This window comes from Mesorhizobium sp. WSM4809, assembly GCF_055811655.1.
The window spans coordinates 707,661-724,203 of the sequence record NZ_JBVVQW010000002.1; the positions used below are offsets into that span (position 1 = coordinate 707,661).

The 16,543-nt window shown below is 62.1% G+C and carries 19 protein-coding genes and 1 pseudogene; 8 read left to right on the forward strand and 12 right to left on the reverse strand.

Annotation, left to right across the window (positions count from 1 at the left end):
- Nucleotides 1-17 precede the first annotated feature (17 nt).
- Nucleotides 18-1,316, reverse strand: a complete 1,299-nt coding sequence (locus AC0L24_RS07865) for an amidase (protein ID WP_127809261.1) — start codon at nt 1,314-1,316, stop codon at nt 18-20.
- A gap of 119 nt (nt 1,317-1,435) precedes the next feature.
- Here AC0L24_RS07865 and AC0L24_RS07870 point away from each other — a divergent pair, with 119 nt between their 5' ends.
- Entirely contained in the window at nt 1,436-1,783 is a 348-nt protein-coding gene (locus AC0L24_RS07870; protein ID WP_127268321.1) for a GFA family protein, read from the forward strand.
- Nucleotides 1,784-1,843: 60 nt separating this feature from the next.
- On the opposite strand, the gene AC0L24_RS07875 is transcribed toward AC0L24_RS07870, so the two are convergent.
- The gene (locus AC0L24_RS07875; protein ID WP_127318772.1) at nt 1,844-2,752 is read right to left on the reverse strand and encodes an SDR family oxidoreductase; all 909 of its coding nucleotides are present in this window, start codon (nt 2,750-2,752) and stop codon (nt 1,844-1,846) included.
- A 99-nt stretch (nt 2,753-2,851) separates the two neighbouring features.
- Here AC0L24_RS07875 and AC0L24_RS07880 point away from each other — a divergent pair, with 99 nt between their 5' ends.
- The 4 genes and pseudogenes from AC0L24_RS07880 (at nt 2,852) to AC0L24_RS07895 (ending at nt 5,529) form a co-directional block, all read left to right on the forward strand.
- Complete coding sequence (locus tag AC0L24_RS07880) at nt 2,852-3,430, forward strand: TetR/AcrR family transcriptional regulator (protein ID WP_245481867.1); 579 nt, start codon at nt 2,852-2,854, stop codon at nt 3,428-3,430.
- A 10-nt stretch (nt 3,431-3,440) separates the two neighbouring features.
- Nucleotides 3,441-3,554, forward strand: a pseudogene (locus AC0L24_RS07885) (AraC family transcriptional regulator); the annotation flags it as partial.
- A 400-nt stretch (nt 3,555-3,954) separates the two neighbouring features.
- Complete coding sequence (locus AC0L24_RS07890; protein ID WP_164873788.1) at nt 3,955-4,926, forward strand: AraC family transcriptional regulator; 972 nt, start codon at nt 3,955-3,957, stop codon at nt 4,924-4,926.
- A 171-nt stretch (nt 4,927-5,097) separates the two neighbouring features.
- Nucleotides 5,098-5,529, forward strand: a complete 432-nt coding sequence (locus AC0L24_RS07895) for a DUF4437 domain-containing protein (RefSeq protein WP_127397009.1) — start codon at nt 5,098-5,100, stop codon at nt 5,527-5,529.
- Nucleotides 5,530-5,603: 74 nt separating this feature from the next.
- Here AC0L24_RS07895 and AC0L24_RS07900 read toward each other — a convergent pair whose 3' ends face one another.
- From AC0L24_RS07900 to AC0L24_RS07940, 9 genes are all read right to left on the reverse strand, one after another.
- Nucleotides 5,604-6,452, reverse strand: coding sequence for an IS3 family transposase (locus tag AC0L24_RS07900; protein WP_127809258.1), 849 nt, complete (start codon nt 6,450-6,452; stop codon nt 5,604-5,606).
- On the reverse strand, nt 6,401-6,751 hold the full coding sequence (locus tag AC0L24_RS07905) for a transposase (protein ID WP_127809257.1): 351 nt from the start codon (nt 6,749-6,751) through the stop codon (nt 6,401-6,403). The genes AC0L24_RS07900 and AC0L24_RS07905 overlap by 52 nt, the downstream gene beginning before the upstream one ends.
- Before the next feature lie 149 nt (nt 6,752-6,900).
- On the reverse strand, nt 6,901-7,986 hold the full coding sequence (locus tag AC0L24_RS07910; protein WP_127268316.1) for an ABC transporter ATP-binding protein: 1,086 nt from the start codon (nt 7,984-7,986) through the stop codon (nt 6,901-6,903).
- 106 nt (nt 7,987-8,092) lie between these two features.
- Nucleotides 8,093-9,196 (reverse strand): ABC transporter ATP-binding protein, encoded by a 1,104-nt coding sequence (locus AC0L24_RS07915; protein WP_127809256.1) that lies wholly within the window; start codon nt 9,194-9,196, stop codon nt 8,093-8,095.
- Complete coding sequence (locus tag AC0L24_RS07920; protein ID WP_127268335.1) at nt 9,193-9,414, reverse strand: hypothetical protein; 222 nt, start codon at nt 9,412-9,414, stop codon at nt 9,193-9,195. The genes AC0L24_RS07915 and AC0L24_RS07920 overlap by 4 nt, the downstream gene beginning before the upstream one ends.
- Nucleotides 9,411-10,370 carry a carbohydrate ABC transporter permease gene (locus tag AC0L24_RS07925; RefSeq protein WP_127268334.1) on the reverse strand — a complete coding sequence of 320 codons (960 nt, stop codon included), beginning with the start codon at nt 10,368-10,370 and terminating at the stop codon, nt 9,411-9,413. Before AC0L24_RS07925 ends, AC0L24_RS07920 begins: the two co-directional genes overlap by 4 nt.
- A 1-nt stretch (nt 10,371) precedes the next feature.
- Nucleotides 10,372-11,277, reverse strand: coding sequence for a carbohydrate ABC transporter permease (locus AC0L24_RS07930; RefSeq protein WP_023812446.1), 906 nt, complete (start codon nt 11,275-11,277; stop codon nt 10,372-10,374).
- A 70-nt stretch (nt 11,278-11,347) separates the two neighbouring features.
- Nucleotides 11,348-12,664, reverse strand: a complete 1,317-nt coding sequence (locus AC0L24_RS07935; RefSeq protein ID WP_023812445.1) for an ABC transporter substrate-binding protein — start codon at nt 12,662-12,664, stop codon at nt 11,348-11,350.
- Between the two features lie 360 nt (nt 12,665-13,024).
- Nucleotides 13,025-13,720 (reverse strand): TetR/AcrR family transcriptional regulator, encoded by a 696-nt coding sequence (locus AC0L24_RS07940; protein WP_127809255.1) that lies wholly within the window; start codon nt 13,718-13,720, stop codon nt 13,025-13,027.
- A gap of 112 nt (nt 13,721-13,832) precedes the next feature.
- On the opposite strand from AC0L24_RS07940, the gene AC0L24_RS07945 reads away from it, so the two are divergent.
- The 3 genes from AC0L24_RS07945 to AC0L24_RS07955 are packed head-to-tail and all read left to right on the forward strand — an operon-like array spanning nt 13,833 to nt 16,328.
- Complete coding sequence (locus AC0L24_RS07945; RefSeq protein ID WP_473563627.1) at nt 13,833-15,029, forward strand: Tm-1-like ATP-binding domain-containing protein; 1,197 nt, start codon at nt 13,833-13,835, stop codon at nt 15,027-15,029.
- Nucleotides 15,030-15,042: 13 nt separating this feature from the next.
- Nucleotides 15,043-15,906 carry a phosphoenolpyruvate hydrolase family protein gene (locus AC0L24_RS07950; RefSeq protein WP_127809253.1) on the forward strand — a complete coding sequence of 288 codons (864 nt, stop codon included), beginning with the start codon at nt 15,043-15,045 and terminating at the stop codon, nt 15,904-15,906.
- Nucleotides 15,907-15,911: 5 nt separating this feature from the next.
- On the forward strand, nt 15,912-16,328 hold the full coding sequence (locus AC0L24_RS07955; RefSeq protein WP_128363562.1) for a cupin domain-containing protein: 417 nt from the start codon (nt 15,912-15,914) through the stop codon (nt 16,326-16,328).
- A gap of 28 nt (nt 16,329-16,356) precedes the next feature.
- On the opposite strand, the gene AC0L24_RS07960 is transcribed toward AC0L24_RS07955, so the two are convergent.
- Nucleotides 16,357-16,543: hypothetical protein (locus AC0L24_RS07960; protein WP_473563628.1), on the reverse strand; the 187-nt coding region annotated here is incomplete at its 5' end.

Consider the following 16,543-nt stretch of genomic DNA (forward strand, 5'->3'; position numbering starts at 1 on the left):
AGGCGGTTCAGCCCTGGTCACGCGCCAAGCAGCTGCTCTATTTCGGCAGCAATCCGCAGCAGGCGCCGGTCATGCCCGTTGCGCGCCACCAGCATCAATCCGGCGGGCAGCGGAGTACCCGGCATCGGTATCGAGATCGCGCAGAGATCGAACTGGTTGGCAACCTGCGTGTTGCGCAGCAGCAGGCCCTCGGTGCGGTCGCGCAGCTCGGCGCCGTCAGCCATCGAGACGATGGTCGGCGCCGTCACCGGCGTGGTCGGCAGAGCCAGCACATCGACCGATGCCAGCCGCTCGTCCATGGCGGCGACGAGCGCTGTGCGACGGCGCATTGCCCTGATGTAGACAGGCGTCGGCAGCATGGCCGCCCGCGACAAAGGTCCGCTGACATGCGGGTCGACCGGCACCGACGCTCCTGTCGCCAGCCAGTCGGCATGCACTTCGGCCCCTTCCATCGCAGCGATCGAGCCACGCTTGGTCGCCGCGCGCAAATCGGCAAGCAGATCGTCGATCGACAGGTCGGCGATCCGCGCGCCTGTCTGCTCGATCTTGCCAAGGCAGCGGTCGAACGCGGTCGCCACCTCGTCTTCCGTCTCTTCGAAAAGGACGCCGCGCGGAATGCCTATGCGAAGCCCTGCAAGGGCAATCGGCGTCAGCGCGGTCGGCAGCACCTCGCCGGCCATCACGGCGTCGGCGGCGGCACACTGGGCGACGGTTCGGGCAAGCGGCCCGATCGAGTCCAGCGTGGCGGACAGTGGGAACGCGCCAGTCAGCGGCACGCGTCGCGCTGTCGGCTTGAAGCCGACGACACCGTTGAGTGAAGCCGGAATGCGGATCGAACCGCCGGTATCGGAACCGATCGAGATTTCGCTTGTCCCCTCGCCGACGGAAACGCCTGCGCCCGAGGACGAGCCGCCCGGAATGCGGCTGGCGTCAACGGCATTGCCAGGCGTGCCGAAATGCTGGTTGTCGCCGATCGCGGTGAAGGCGAATTCGGTCATGTTGGTCTTGCCGATGATGACCGCGCCGGCCTGTCGCAGCCGGCTGACAATTGCCGCGTCGCTTTGGGCGGGTGCCGCGGTCTTGCGCATCAGCGAACCGGCCGTGGTCGGCTCGCCGGCGACATCGAACAGGTCCTTGATCGAGACGATGGTGCCGTCGAGCGGCCCTAGCGTCACACTTGCCCGCTTGCGGGCATCGCTGGCATCAGCCGCGGCCCGTGCGGCTTCGGCATAGAGCTTCGTGAACACGTGCTCTTCGCCGGCACGGGCGGCGAGGCGCGCAAGAATGATTTCCAGATGATCACGAACGGATTGCATTTTCGGTGTCGGGCTCCGGACGCCTTGAACGTCTTAAGGGGTGCGGCCAGTGCATGGCTTGCCCAGACTTAACCCGGCGCAGGCAGTTTTGCACCCTGTCGAATACGAGGAAAAGCCCGATGCTCTACAAAGGCAGCTGCCACTGCGGCAAGGTGGCCTTCGAATTCAAGGCCGAACTGACCGGTGCCATCAGGTGCAATTGTTCGATCTGCACGCGCAAGGGCGCCCTGCTGTGTGCCATTCCGCATGAGACCTTGCGGGTCCTGGCCTGGGGCGACGATTTGGGCACTTACACATTCGGCAACCATGCCATCGCGCACCGGTTCTGCCGGGCTTGCGGCATCCATCCCTTTGCGGAGGATGTCCGCGAGGGCCGTGAACGCAGCGCCTATATCAACATTAACTGCGTGGCCGATCTCGACCCTTCGACGCTGTCGGTCTTCGATTTCGACGGGCGGTCCGCCTGACGCAATTCCAGGAAAAGTGCGCAGCGGTTTTCCGTCCGAAATTGCGCAGGAACCAATTACCTATCGATAGCCCGTCGCATCGGCGGGCTTGCCGGCGTCCTGAACCTCGGGAACATAACGCCAGGCGTCGGGCCGTGAGCCGTCGAGGTCGGTAAAGCCGTAGACCTGCGCCAGCCCGCCGCTGGACAGCGACTGTCCGTTCCAGCGCGAGCGGTCCGGATCCGCCGCCAAAGCCGCAACGGCGCGGCCGACGAAACGTGGTGTCTCGGAAATGACGAAATGCGGCACCTCAGCGGTGGCGTCGCGCCAATTGCCCTCGCTCACGCCAAAGGCTTCCAGCATCATCTCCGAACGCAGCCAGCCGGGCGTCAGCGACACGGACGTTGCGTCGTGTTTGGCGAGATCCTGGGCATGCGCCCATGCCATGCGCGTCACCGCGACCTTGGCGAGATCGTAGAATGGCGACAGCCGGTAGTGATCGGCATTGTATTCGGCCGTGCCGTCTGTGACCTCGACGAGCAGCCCGCCCGGACGTTCGATCAACAGCGGCAGCGCATGGTGCGCGGTGATCAGATGCGTGTCGATGCCGAGCCGCAGCATGCGCAGGCCATTGTCCAGATTGTGGTCCCAGACCGGTTTGTCCCACTCGAACAGTTTCTCGCCACCCCAGATGTCATTCACCAGTATGTCGAGCCGGCCTTGTTCGGTGCGGATGCGCTCGACCAGTTTGCGCACATCGTCGGCCACCAGATGATCGACCTGAACGGCGATGCCCTTGCCTCCGTTCGCCGAGACCAGTTCCGCTGTTTCCTCGATGGTTTCGGGCCGGGCATATTCGGATTGCTGGGCCCGCGTGCTGCGCCCGGTGACATAGACGGTGGCGCCGGCTGCGCCGAGTTCGATCGCTATGCCCCGTCCGGCGCCGCGCGTCCCGCCGGCGACCAGAGCAACTTTCCCTTGCAGCGTCATTGAACTCTCCCAAAAACGGACTCATCGATCCGACAAGGCTGGCTTGTGCTGTTCGCGCCATATATATAAATGATCATTCGGTTATATCGGGATGTCAAGATGACACGGCCAAAAACCCAGTCCGACGAGCAGGTGCTGGAGACCGCGCACCGGCTAATCCACGAGCATGGTCCCGAAGCACTCACCTTCGAGCGTCTGGCAAAGGCCTGCGGTCTCTCCGGTGCAACGCTGGTGCAGCGCTTCAAGAACAAGGCGCAGCTGAAACAGCGCACTTTGCTGCACGCCTGGGACGGTCTCGACGAGAACACCAGAAAGCTGGCAGCCACCGTTCCCAGAACCCCCACCGGTGCGGTCGCGTTGCTGGTGGCCCTGTCGCAATTCTATGGCGGCATCGAATCCTATGCCGAAGGCCTGCTTGTCCTACGCGAGGATCTGCGCGATCCCGTGCTCAGGGCGCGGGGTGCGGCCTGGAAGGCGTTCCTGTGCGACACACTTGCAGCCTGTTTTGCCAAGACGCCCAACCCGCCACGCGACATCGGCCTGCTGATGGCCTCGCATTGGCAAGGCTCGCTGCTGTGGTGGAGCTTTGACCCGGCGATCGAAGTGGCCGCCTATGTCGAGGACGGCCTGAACCGCTTCGTCGCAGCCATCACAACGGCGCCGGCCCGAAAACCGTGATGGTTCTTGGCGTCTCGGCTATGAATCCGATGCCGCTTTCAGCCGCGCCTTCAAGCGCGTCATCGGCTTGGCGCGCAGCCATCTCCGGGGCGAGGAACAGGCCGATATCCGCCAGGCCAGCTGACGCACAGGGTTTCGAACTCAGCTTGCCAAAGGCAGCGCCAGTTCGGCGGTCCCGGCAGCTTTTGTGCCGGCTTTTCGCGATAGGAATTTTTTCTTAACTCGATGACCTCAGCTATGCTACATTTCTGTCTATGGTGCTGATTTGCGCCAGTGACCCGCCGCACAGGCGGGTTTTTCGTTTGATGCTCCGTCCCTACGCCTGGCGAAGCTCCGAAGGAACCCGTTGACCCGAGTTCGTTGCCCTGACCGACGCATGGAGGCCGTGACGGACTGGCGATTCCAGGCTAAAGCAATTCCAGGAAAAGTGTGAAGCGGTTTTTCCGTCCGGAATTGCGTCAAAACAAAGAGATAGAGCGGTTCAACGTTTCCGTTAAACGATGAACTGCTTCAGAAAAATCCGCATGGTTTTCACCTCGCCCAAGACTGCCTTGCCGGCCTCGGAGGGTCCGCTCACCGACATCTTGCGCGGATTGCGGCTTGATGGCGTCGACTATGGCCGCTGCGAACTTTCGGAGCCATGGGCCGTGTTGTTTCCTGCCCAGAAGGCAGCACGGTTTCACTTCATTGGCCGCCGCGGATGCTGGCTGTTCTCGCCAGCCGGAGAATGGATTGAGCTGACACCCGGCGATGCGTTGCTCTTGCCGCGCGGCGCCGAGCATGTCGTTGCCAGCGCGCCTGGCATTCCTGCCGTGCCGATCGAAAGCTACACTGTCGAGCCTTTGCAGGACAATGTCTTCAATGTCTCCAATGGCGGCCACGGCCCGAAAATCTTGTTGTTTTGCGGCAGCATGCACTTCAACCTGGACGGATCGCACCCCTTGCTGGGCATGATGCCGGACATGATGCGCGCCAAGGAATTGATGGCTGGCGAGCCAGGTATTCCGCATCTGCTGCAAGCCATGGCCGGCGAGATCACCATGAACCGCGCCGGTTCCGGCGGCATGCTGGCGCGGCTGGCCGACGTACTGGCTGCAAGCATCATCCGTTCATGGGTGGAAAACAGCGGCGGCGACACCAGAGGCTGGATCGCGGCGATCAGGGATCGCGACATCGGCCGCGTACTTGCCGCCATTCATCTGCAGCCCGACAGGAACTGGACTGTCGAAGCGCTGGCGCGCGAAATGGGCGCCTCGCGATCGGCCTTCGCCGAACGCTTCACGGCCGTCGTTGGCGAAACACCGGCGAGATATGTCGCCCGGATACGCATGCACCAGGCGCGGCAATGGCTGATCGACGATCGGATGCGGGTTTCGGTGGTCGCCGCCAGACTGGGTTACGATTCCGAAGCGTCGTTCAGCCGGGCGTTCAAGCGCATCATAGGCATCGCGCCCAGCCACCTGCGCACCGTCGACGGCACCTCCGAAAACCGCTGAGACGATCCCGGATCCGCGGCCATGGATCGCAGGGTCTGGATGAATTGCCGGGTCTGGATGAATTGCCAAGCCTTCCGGACGCAATGCCATTGCCGGGCCACCCGCATGCAATAGCTTGCCATAACCAGGCAGCCAGCGGCCGGCGTCCAGTCGGGTCCGAAGAGGAGAACCATGCCAAATCATCTGAAGGTCATCGCACTCGCCGTCATGCTTGCGGTTCCCGGGCGCGCCTTTGCCCTCGAGGACAGCTACCTGCCGGCCGACAAGATCCCCTATGTGGCGGAAGTACCCGACCAGCCGCATCGTCTTGGCCCATTGTGGGGCGAGCGGGCCAAGGGTCCGGCAGGCACGTTGCTGAAGGTTCCCGGCAACTGGCGTGCACCGGTCCATGCGCACACCGCGGATTACCGTGCGGTGGTTATAAAGGGGCTGTGGGCGCACTGGCAGATGGATGGCGGCGAGGCGACCAAGGTCGAACTGCCTCCTGGATCCTACTGGACCCAGAAAGCCAATGAGATGCATGACGACGCCTGCGTCTCCGACACGGAATGCGTGATCCTGCTGATCAACGACACGCCCTACGAAACCTACTTCCAGAAATAGGCTGGGATGCGGCCTCACGCATGTCGCCCAAAAGTGACCTCGGTTTGGAGTGCGCCCCTGGGGGTGGACACTGATCAGGCTGCGGTTTTGCCCGTCTGCCGGATATGTTGATCCTCGAACTGTTGCGGGCTGAGATATCCCAGCGCCGAATGGAGCCTGCGTTTGTTGTAGACCTGGTCGATGAAGTGGGGAAGGTGCTCGGCAACCTCCTCGAAGGTTTCAAGCGCCATCGGATAGACCGCCTCGAGCTTCAGGGTCTTCATGAAGCTCTCCGCTTTGGCATTGTCATAAGGATTGCCCTTGCGGCCCATCGAGCCCGCCAGACCGTGGCCGGCGAGAAGCTGCCGGTAAGTCTCGGCGGCATATTGGGAGCCGCCATCGGAATGGTGAACGCAGCCTGGCGGAGGCTTTCTGCGCTCGATTGCGGCGCGCAAGGCGGCGCCCGTCAGGCGAGCATCGATGGCGCGGCTGATGGCGTAGCCGACGATCATGCGCGACCAAACATCGAGAATGATGGCGACGTAGACGAAGCGGACCGGTAGCGCGACATAGGTGATGTCGCCGACCCAGAGTTGGTTCGGACCGGTCGGGACGATGTCCTTTGCCAGATTGGGGAAGATCGGACTGTTGTGATTGCTGTCGGTCGTGGCGACGAACCGGCGTCTGACCTTCGGTTGCAGGTCGTGATCGCGCATCAGGCGGCGGATCTTCTTGTGGTTCACCACAAAGCCTTGCTGGCGCAAGGCCGCGCTCACGCGGCGATAGCCATAAAACTCGAATTCGTCGCAGATCGCGAACATCGTCTCAACGATAGCGGTGTCATCGGCCGGCCATTGCGGACGGTCATAAAAGGTCGAACGCGCCAGATCCATCAGCCGGCATCCTTCGGCGACGGAGAGGCCGGGGGGCCGATGATGGCGGATGTAGTCCCGCTTTTCGGCCGCGGAGCGCTTTTCAGAGCCCCCTTTAGAAACTCCAGCTCCAGAGCCTGCTTGCCGACCAGCCGCTCAAGCGCGGCGATCCGCGCCTCATATTCCGTGATCAGAGTGGCCGAAGCCGTATCTTCATCGAAGCCGCCTGCCTCATACTTGCCAATCCAGACACCGATCAGGGTGCGGGTGATGTCATGCCGTTTCGCCAAACTGTGCAGCGTCTCGCCCGACAGATATTCCTGCACGACCTGACGCTTGAACGTGATGCTGTAGCTACGATGTCTTGCCATGGTTCTCTCTCCGAAAACCCGACAGCCATGGTCAATTCCTCAGGACGATCTGTCCACCCCCAGGGGCGCACTCCAATTTTGGGAGAACGACATGCACAAAAACAAAGACCTAAAGCGCGTCGCATGAATCCGTTTCAGCGCGACGCGCTTTATGAGGCGTGTCGCAAGCTGACGCCGCTGCCCTTGTCGAACAGCACCACCTTGTCGGGGTTCCAGGCAAAGCGCACCGCCTGCTCGATGGCGACGTCGGTCCTGGCCGGCACGGTGGCACGCAGTGTCGCGTCGCCGACGCGCAGCGTCAGGATCTTTTCGACGCCGTGGTTCTCGACGTCGTGAACATGCGCCTCGACCGGCGCGCCGCTCTCGAGATAGACGTCCTCGGGACGAATGCCGAAGACGAGCGGGCGACCGTCGGTCGCCCCGCCCGCTTTGGCTCCCCCCGAAAAAGGCAGTTCGAAGTTCAACGGAGCCATCACCGCGCGGCCGTTCACAAGCTTGCCGTCGATGAGGTTCATCGGCGGCGAGCCGACGAAGCTCGCCACATAGGTATCGCGCGGATTGTTGTAGATCTCGTGCGGCGTGCCGGTCTGAACGATGCGGCCATGGTTGAGCACGCCGACCTTGTCGCCCATCGACATCGCCTCGATCTGGTCGTGGGTGACGAACAGGAAGGTGGCGCCGAGCTGCATCTGCAGGTTCTTCAGTTCAGTCCGCAGCGCCTCGCGCAGCTTGGCGTCGAGCGCAGACAGCGGCTCGTCCATCAGGAACACACGCGGCTTGCGCACGATGGCGCGGCCGATCGAGACGCGCTGCATCTCGCCGCCGGACAGCCGATCCGTCTTGCGGTCGAGCAGGTGCTCGATCCGCAGCGTACGGGCGGCACGGTCGACGCGATCCTTGATCTCGGCGTCGGGCAGCCGGCGAATTTTTGGCTTCAGCGGGAATTCGAGATTTTCGCGCACCGTGTAGCGCGGATAGAGCGAGTATTGCTGCAGCACCAGCGCCACGTCACGCTCGGCCGCACCCCAGTCGGCGACGTCGACGCCGTCGATGAAGACCTGGCCTTCGCTCGGCTTTTCCAGGCCGGCGATAAGCCGCAGCGTCGTCGTCTTGCCGGCGCCCGTCTCGCCCAGCAGCACGAAGAACTCGCCATCGGCAATATCGAGATCGAGCCCGGTGAGCGCAGTGTGGTTGCCGAAAGTCTTCGAGATGTTCTTGAGCTGGATATGGGCCATGTCTATCGTCCCGATCTCTTTTTCGAGGGCGTCTGCCCTCCGCTATAGCTCCGGGCGTTCGATTGTTCGAAGGGCCAAGTCATTGGCCTTTCGTGTCCTTCGGCCATCACAATCTCACTCCCAGCGACTTGCCGCTTGCCGTGTCGAAGAAATGCGCTTGGGCCGGATCGATCCTGGCGAACACCTTCTGGCCGGGACCGGCGACGAAGCCGCTCTTGGTGCGTGCGCGCAGCATCTTTGAGCCGACCTTGAGATCGACAATGTCGAAGGAGCCAAGCGGCTCGACGATCTGCGTCTCGACCGGCAAAAACCCCTCCGTCGCCTCGCGGCGGATGAGAACGCCTTCCGGCCGGATGCCGAGCGCGAGCTGGCCGCCTGCATGGCCGTTGAGCTTCGACAGCAGCGCCCGCGGGAACTCGAAGCCGGCGGGAGCCCCGCCGACCGTCACCGAGACCGAGGACGCCGTGTCGGCGACTGCCGCATCGGCGACGTTCATCACCGGACTGCCGACGAATTGCGCCACGAACAGATTGGCCGGGTGCGAATAGACCTCGTCGGGCGAGCCGACCTGCTGCAGCACGCCTTCATGCATGATGACGATGCGGTCGGCGAGGCTCATCGCCTCGATCTGGTCGTGCGTCACATAGATGGTCGTCGACCCTTGCTTGATGTGCAGCCGCTTGATCTCGGCCCGCATCTCCTCGCGCAGCTTGGCGTCGAGCGCGCCGATCGGCTCGTCCATCAGCATGGCCTTCGGCCGCCGCACCAGCGCCCGGCCAATGGCGACGCGCTGCATGTCGCCACCCGAGAGCGCCGATGGCTTCTTATCCAGCAGATCGGTGATCTGCAGCGTCTTGGCGACGGAGCGAACCTCGCTGTCGATCTCCGTCTTGCTCTTGCGCGTGGCGCGCAAGGGGAAGGCGATGTTCTCGTAGACGCTCATATGCGGATAGAGCGAGAACGACTGGAAGACCATGGCAATGTCGCGGTCGGCGGCCTTTAGATGCTGGATCGGTTTGCCGTCGATGAGGATGTCGCCCTCGTCGATCGTTTCCAGCCCGGCGATGGCCCGCAGCGTCGTCGTCTTGCCGCAGCCCGACTGGCCGAGCAGAACGATGAACTCGTTGTCGGCGATCTTGAGGTTCAGGTCCTTGATGACCTGGACGGCGCCGAAGAATTTCTGGACGCCGCGAAGCTCGATCTGGGTCAATGCTGTGCTCCCGGATTGCGCACCTGGCCGGTGCCGGCCTTTTCCTCAGGCGCGATCTTGGAGGTTACGTTGAAGCCGACCAGCCCGATCAGGATGATGGTCAGGCCATATGTGTGCAACAACAGGTTCCAGGGCTGGCAGAGTGCTATGATGCCGAGCACCATCAGCACCTGCGAACCGGGCTCCAGATATTTCTGGTTGATGGCACGAAAGCTCATTTGCGAATCGCTCCGAAGGACATGCCGCGCAGCAGATGGTTGCGGAGCAGGAACGTGAAGATCGCGACCGGCAGCAGGAATAGAAAGGTTCCGGCGGCGATCACCGTCCAGTCCGGCAGGCCCGAGCCGACCTGGCTCGGGATGAAGGGCGGTGCGGTCTGGGCGCGGCGGTTGGTCATGATCAGTGCGAAGGCATATTCGTTCCACGCGGTGATGAAGCAGAACACCGCGGTGGCGGCGATGCCGGTGGCCGCCTCGGGCAGCACGATCTTGAAGAAGGCCTCCATGCGCGTGTAACCGTCGACCAGGGCCGCCTCTTCATACTCTTTCGGTATCTCATCCATAAAACCCTTCATCAGCCACACCGAGAAGGATAGGTTGAAGGCGGTGTAGAGGATGATCAGGCCCACATGCGTGTCGTTGAGGCCGACCGCCCGGTACATCAGGAACATCGGGATCGCCACCACCACCGGCGGGAGCATGCGTGTCGACAGGATGAAGAAGAGCAGGTCAGCCTCCCCCTTCACCTTGAAGCGCGAAAAGCCATAGGCGGTGAAGGTGCCCATGCCGACCGCCAGCACCGTGGAGGTGATGGCGATGATCAGCGAGTTCATGAAGCGGCTCGGATAGCCGGACCATTGCACCTGGCCCTTGCCGTCGCGCACGATCTTTTCACCGCCGTCGAAGACGACGCGCTCCCACCAGGGCGCTGCCGCATACTCTTCCGGCGTCGGCGCGCTACGCAGTTGCGAGCGCTTGGTGAACAGTTTGACGAAGGGCGATATCTCCGGCTGGAACACCACCGTCGGCGGGATGGTCGTGGCAAGATTGCGCGGCTTGAACGCCGTCGAGGCAATCCAGTAGATCGGCGCCAGGAAGATGATCGTCACCAAAAGGACAACGACGATGGCGACGCGATTGAAGCCGATTTCGGAAGAAGTGCGGACGGCGGCCATCTCAGCGCTCCTTCACCTTGTTGAGGTATTTGACGTAGATGTTGGTGATAGCCAGCACCATGATCAGCACGATGTAGGCAAGCGCGCAGGAGCGCCCGGTCTGCCATTCCTGGAACGCCATCTTGTAGAGCCGGATCGAGATCACCTCGGTGGTTGGCTGGCTGGTCAGGATGTAGGCGAGATCGAAGGTCTTGAACGCCTCCATGGTGCGGAAGATGATCGCGATCATCAGAATCGGCGCGACCAGCGGCAGCGTAATGCGAAAGAAGGTATAGAACGAGCCGGCGCGGTCGATCGCCGCCGCCTCGTAGAGGTGCTTCGGCACTGCCGACAGGCCGGCAAGCGACAGCAGCATGACGAAGGGCGACCACATCCAGATGTCGGTGATGGCAACCGCGTAGAGCGCCATGTCAGGGTTAGACAGCCACTCGAAATTGCCGAGGCCGAGTGCATAGTTGATGACACCCCATGACGGATCATAGAGCAGTTTCCAGAACAGACCGACGACGGCCATCGACAGCATCATCGGCAACAGCAGCAGTGTCGTCAGCAGGCCCTTCAGCGGGATATCGCGGTTGAGCAGCAACGCCACGCCAAAGCCGACGATGACCTGACCGACCACGGAGACGATGACATATTTGGCGGTGATGGCGAAATTCGACCAGATGAACGGGTCGTTGAGCAGTTCGCGGTAATTCTGCAGTCCGACGAAATTGGCCGCCGCCGGGCTCGACGCGCGAAAGTCGGTGAACGAATAGCCGAGCGAATAGAGCAGTGGAAAGATGTTGAAGACGATCAGGAAAACGATCGTCGGAATGATGAAGAGATTTCGGATCGTGAGGTCGCTCATGCCGCGGGTGGCGGAGCGCGAGTTGGGATCCAGCGTGGTCATGACTGCAGTGGCCAAAGCCAGTTCCTTCCTTGAGAAAAGAAAACGGAAGGGGTGGGCTCCCACCCCTTCCGAGCGTTAGTACCGCTTACTTCACGCGGTTGTACTTCTTGAACGTCGCGTTCCAGTCCGCGGCGAGCGAATCGAGCACTTCCTTGGCCGTGCCCTGATTGCCGGTGATGTACGGATAGACGCGTTGGTTCATCGCGATGAGCAGCTCGGCATATTCCGGCGTCGCCCAGAAGTCCTTCACCTTGAACATGGTTTCGTAGAAAGCCTTGTTGTAAGGCGTGGCGTTCTGGAATTCAGGCGACTCGAGCACCTTGGCACTTGCCGTGTAACCGCCGAGTTCCGCCCACTTCTTCTGCGTCTCGTCTTTGATGAACCATTCCAGGAACTTCATCGCCTCTTCCTTGTTGTTGGAATAGGAGATGACGGAGATGCCCTGGCCGCCGAGCGCGGCGAACTGGTCGCCGTTCGGGCCGGCAGGGTTGGCGAAGAAGCCTGTGTTCTTGGCATTCGGGTTCGAGGCTTCGTTGATGAGCGCCGGGAAGAAGGCGAAGTAGTTCATGCTCATCGCAGCCAGATTCTCGGTGATCGCCTGGTTGTCCTCGATGAAGAAGCTCTTGGCCCAACCAGGAGGTGTGAAGGAATAGAGTTCCTTGTAGACCTCGAGCGCCTTGACGTTCTGATCGGAGTTGATGATCCCGTCGACCTTGTAGGTGGCATAGTCGCCAAGTTCGCCGCCGTAGGAGAAGATGGCGTTCTCGACGCCCATCACCAGGGCATCATATGAATTGTCGGTGTAGATGGCGACGCCGTAGCGCTTCTGGTCGGGACGGTGGAAGAATTCGGCAATGTCGCGCAGCGCCTTGAAATCCTTCGGCACGCCGAGATCGTAGCCATACTTGGCCTTGAAGGCTTCCATTTCCTTGGGGTCCTCGAACCAGTCCTTACGGTAGGACCAGCCGACTGCGTCACCCTCGGCCGGGATCGACCAGTACTTGCCAGAGGCCGACGGATATTCGGCGTAGTACTTGACAGTCGCCGGCGCCATCACCTCCTTCAAATTATGCTTGTTGAAGAAGTCGGTAAGGTCGACATAGTGGCCCGCCTCGGATGCGGCACCGATCCACTGCGAGTCGCCGACCACCATGTCGTAGGCGCTGCCCTTGGCGTTGAACTCGGTGAATGCCTTGGTCTGGAAGTCGGACCAAGGCGTGGTTTCGACCGTGACCTTCACGCCGGTCTCGGCCTCGTAGAGGTTGACGAGTTCCTGCAAATAGTTCGCCGGATCCCATTCCGCCCAGAATATGGTGAGTTCTTTGTCCTGCGCGTAAACGGACGTTCCGCAGGCAAGCGTTAAGCCGATACCAGCAAGTGCGCTGGTCACTAACTTGCGCATAATGATTTCCTCCCTTGTGCGCGTTCTACCTTATCGTGCGAGCCGGCAACGGGGCCGGCCCTGGTAGTTCCTCCCGTGATCGCACCTTCCCGGTTTCGAGCCTCCTCGCCCCTGCCGGAAAATGGATCGCAGCCCTCACTTTCGATCCGCTTTTCTGATCCAATCTGGTATTACCAATTTTGCATGCACGTCAAGCCCTTTCTTGACAGCTTGACGTGGTCATTGCCATCGGATTCCGGCTTTATCTGCCTGTTTTACCAAGATTTTCCTACTCAGTGATATGATTGGGTATTGTCCGACACCCCACTCAACGGCTAAGATCAGTAGCGTGCATGCCAATCTGGTCGAACCAGATAGGCTCTATTTCATGACTGCCTTCGGATCGGGGCTGCCTCCTTCATCGATCGATTCCGCGACTGCCGCACGCACCAGCGCCCCGGCTGCCCACTGTGCGACCGCCCTCGTCCGGCGGCTGTCCAGTCCCCAGATATCCTTGAGCACAATCAGCACCTCGACGCCGAAGATCAGCGACAGCGCCTGCGCCAGCCGCTTGAAGTCGCGCGGCGGCAAACGGCCCTCGAGCGGCGCGATCGCATCTTTCAGCAAGTCGATGCGGTGGCCGCGCGTAAAGGCGGGCTCGCCGCCCAGCGTGCCGGCCTGACGCCGCGCCCATTGATCGAGCGACAGCTTCAGTGCTGCCTTGAACGTGGCCTCGAAGGCCTCGATGCGCGGCATGGCCGTATCGAACAGCTCCGCGACCCGGCGCTCGGCATCGGCGGAGGTCGATTGCCAGGTGAGGATTGGCCCCAGCCCCTCGTCGACGACGGCCTGCACCAGTGCCGACTGGCTCGGGAAGTAACGATAGGCGGTGGCACGGGAAACCTCGGCCGCCTCGGCGACCTCGCTGACCGAGGGCGTGACGCCCGCCTGCATCAGCCTTGTTGCCGTCTCCAGCATCAGCCGTTTGGTCCGCGCGCGCGGACCACGTTCGGGCACCGGGCCGGTTGCCCGTTCAGCGTCGTCGCTCGCAGCGGATTGTTGACGTGAGACATTCATGCCAATACGATACGCGCGTCTCAAAAATTTGCAATGGTGTCCGCATCGTCGAGTGGCCCGGGCAATGAGCAATGGGGGCGGCATCGCGCCTGCCAGGATCGGGGGAGCGCAAATGAAGCGTATTTATGTGGCGGGTACCGCGGACACGAAGGGCGAGGAGCTCGCCTTCCTGGCCGATGCGATCACTGCTGCGGGCGCCATCGTTTGCCGTGTCGATGTCGGAACGCGCGACGCAACCATCCCCGTCGATATCGGCGCTATGGAAATCGCCGACCATCATCCCGGCGGCCGTGACGCCGTGCTCGGCGGCAATGACCGTGGCGCCGCGGTCGCCGCGATGGGCATCGCCTTCGCCCGCTTTGCCCCATCGCGCAACGACGTCGCAGCCATGATCGGCATCGGCGGCGGTGGCGGCACATCGATCATCACGTCGGGCATGCGCGCCCTGCCGCTCGGCTTGCCCAAGATCATGGTCTCGACGCTCGCCTCCGGCGATACCGCACCCTATGTCGATGTCTCCGACATCATCATGATGCCAGCGGTGACCGACATGGCCGGACTGAACCGGCTCTCCCGTGTCGTGCTGCACAATGCCGCCCAGGCGATCGTAGGCATGACAACCAAGCCGGCGCCGCCACCCGACGGCAAACCATCGATCGGCCTCACCATGTTCGGCGTCACAACGCCTTGCGTGACCGCCATCGCCGACCAGCTCCGTTCCAGATATGACTGCATGGTCTTCCACGCCACCGGCACCGGCGGCCGCAGCATGGAAAAGCTGGCCGACAGCGGCTTGCTGTCCGGTATCATCGACATCACCACGACCGAAGTCTGCGATCTGCTGTTCGGCGGCGTGCTGCCGGCGACTGACGATCGTTTCGGCGCCATAGTTCGCACGGGGCTGCCCTATGTCGGCTCCGTCGGCGCGCTCGACATGGTGAACTTCTGGGCGCCTTCGACCATTCCGGACCACTATCGCGGGCGGCTTTTCTACGAGCACAATCCCAATGTCACGCTGATGCGCACCACGGCGGACGAATGCCGTGCGATCGGCGAATGGATCGGCACCAGGCTCGCCCGCTGCGGAGGGCCGGTGCATTTTCTCATCCCGGAAAAAGGCGTCTCGGCGCTCGACATCGAAGGCGGCGCCTTCTTCGACCCGGAAGCCGACGCCGTTCTGTTCGAAGCCATCGAGCGCACCATCCAGCCCAACGGCAAGCGCCGCGTGACACGCCTACCGCTGCATATCAACGACCCGGAATTCGCAAAGGCTGCAACATCGGCCTTCCTCGACATCGCCAGACAGTGAGAGATCTCAAAAAATGCCCGCCATACCGCGCAAGGACATATTGAAGAAATTCAGGGGGATGATCGACAAGGGCGTGCCGATCGTCGGCGGCGGCGCCGGCACCGGCCTGTCGGCGAAAGCCGAGGAGGCCGGCGGCATCGACCTCATCATCATCTACAATTCCGGCCGCTACCGCATGGCCGGGCGCGGCTCGGCCGCTGGCCTGCTCGCCTATGGCAATGCCAACGAGATCGTCAAGGAGATGGCCTATGAGGTGCTGCCGGTGGTCAGACACACGCCTGTGCTGGCCGGCGTCAACGGCACCGACCCGTTCGTCATCATGCCGCTGCTGCTGGCCGAGCTGAAGACCATGGGCTTTTCCGGCGTGCAGAATTTTCCCACCATCGGCCTGTTCGACGGCAGCATGCGGCAAAGCTTCGAGGAAACCGGCATGGGCTTCGGCCTCGAGGTCGACATGATCGCCGAGGCGCACAAGCTCGACCTCTTGACCACGCCCTATGTCTTCAACCCCGACGAGGCCCGCGCCATGACCAAGGCCGGCGCCGACATCATCGTCGCCCATATGGGCGTGACGACCGGCGGCTCGATCGGCGCCACCTCAGCCAAGTCGCTCGACGACTGCATCGTCGAGATCGACGCCATCGCCAATGCCGCGCGCTCGGTGCGCAAGGATGTCATCCTGCTTTGCCATGGCGGGCCGATCTCGATGCCGGACGACGCCCGTTACATCCTCTCCCATGCCAAGGGTCTGCACGGCTTCTATGGCGCCAGCTCGATGGAACGGCTGCCGGCGGAAGCCGCGATCGCCAAACAGACGGCCGATTTCAAGGCGGTGACACTTGGTGGCCAGAAGACCACGAAGAAAAAGAAGGGATGAGAGAGATGACCGACAAGAGCAAAATGTTTGTCTACCCGAAGGACGTCAGCGCCTTCGGTTTCGACTGGGGAAAATTGGCGCTGACGGTGGCGCCGGAGGTGAATGGCGCAACCCGCTTTTCCGGCGGCGTGGTCGACCTGCCCTCCGGCAAGGGCCACACGCGCCACAACCATCCGGGCGCGGAAGAAATCATCTTCGTCATCTCCGGTCATGGCGAGCAGATGGTCGAGGACGAAAAGGGCAATCCGGTGGTGGCAGAAGTCGGCCCCGGCTGCACCATCTATGTGCCGGAAAGCCGCTTCCATTCGACGCTCAACACCGGTGACGGGCCGATGCAGCTTTTCGTCGTCTATTCGCCGGCCGGGCCTGAACTGGTTTTGCGTGAGCTGCCGGATTTCAGGCTGATCCCGCCGGGGCAGTGATGAACTTGTTCAAGGGTAGCGCTGCCCCTCATTGTCCTGCCGGACATTTCTCCCCGTATAGTGACGGGGAGAAAGACGCAGTCATCGGCGCTTCGCCAATTTTCAACGCCACCAAATAGGTGCCGAGGGCGCGGCTGCTGTCCAGCCGATAGATGGGTAACAGTTTGAACCGGATACATAGGTAACAGTTTTCCCCCTTATGATGGGTTCGCGGC

What these genes read in the sequence shown, in the direction of transcription:
- AC0L24_RS07865 (WP_127809261.1), bottom strand. Translation starts at nt 1,316, where the DNA reads ATGCAATCCGTTCGTGATCATCTGGAAATCATTCTTGCGCGCCTCGCC.
- AC0L24_RS07870 (WP_127268321.1), top strand. Translation starts at nt 1,436, where the DNA reads ATGCTCTACAAAGGCAGCTGCCACTGCGGCAAGGTGGCCTTCGAATTC.
- AC0L24_RS07875 (WP_127318772.1), bottom strand. Translation starts at nt 2,752, where the DNA reads ATGACGCTGCAAGGGAAAGTTGCTCTGGTCGCCGGCGGGACGCGCGGC.
- AC0L24_RS07880 (WP_245481867.1), top strand. Translation starts at nt 2,852, where the DNA reads ATGACACGGCCAAAAACCCAGTCCGACGAGCAGGTGCTGGAGACCGCG.
- AC0L24_RS07890 (WP_164873788.1), top strand. Translation starts at nt 3,955, where the DNA reads ATGGTTTTCACCTCGCCCAAGACTGCCTTGCCGGCCTCGGAGGGTCCG.
- AC0L24_RS07895 (WP_127397009.1), top strand. Translation starts at nt 5,098, where the DNA reads ATGCCAAATCATCTGAAGGTCATCGCACTCGCCGTCATGCTTGCGGTT.
- AC0L24_RS07905 (WP_127809257.1), bottom strand. Translation starts at nt 6,751, where the DNA reads ATGGCAAGACATCGTAGCTACAGCATCACGTTCAAGCGTCAGGTCGTG.
- AC0L24_RS07910 (WP_127268316.1), bottom strand. Translation starts at nt 7,986, where the DNA reads ATGGCCCATATCCAGCTCAAGAACATCTCGAAGACTTTCGGCAACCAC.
- AC0L24_RS07920 (WP_127268335.1), bottom strand. Translation starts at nt 9,414, where the DNA reads ATGAGCTTTCGTGCCATCAACCAGAAATATCTGGAGCCCGGTTCGCAG.
- AC0L24_RS07925 (WP_127268334.1), bottom strand. Translation starts at nt 10,370, where the DNA reads ATGGCCGCCGTCCGCACTTCTTCCGAAATCGGCTTCAATCGCGTCGCC.
- AC0L24_RS07935 (WP_023812445.1), bottom strand. Translation starts at nt 12,664, where the DNA reads ATGCGCAAGTTAGTGACCAGCGCACTTGCTGGTATCGGCTTAACGCTT.
- AC0L24_RS07940 (WP_127809255.1), bottom strand. Translation starts at nt 13,720, where the DNA reads ATGAATGTCTCACGTCAACAATCCGCTGCGAGCGACGACGCTGAACGG.
- AC0L24_RS07945 (WP_473563627.1), top strand. Translation starts at nt 13,833, where the DNA reads ATGAAGCGTATTTATGTGGCGGGTACCGCGGACACGAAGGGCGAGGAG.
- AC0L24_RS07950 (WP_127809253.1), top strand. Translation starts at nt 15,043, where the DNA reads ATGCCCGCCATACCGCGCAAGGACATATTGAAGAAATTCAGGGGGATG.
- AC0L24_RS07955 (WP_128363562.1), top strand. Translation starts at nt 15,912, where the DNA reads ATGACCGACAAGAGCAAAATGTTTGTCTACCCGAAGGACGTCAGCGCC.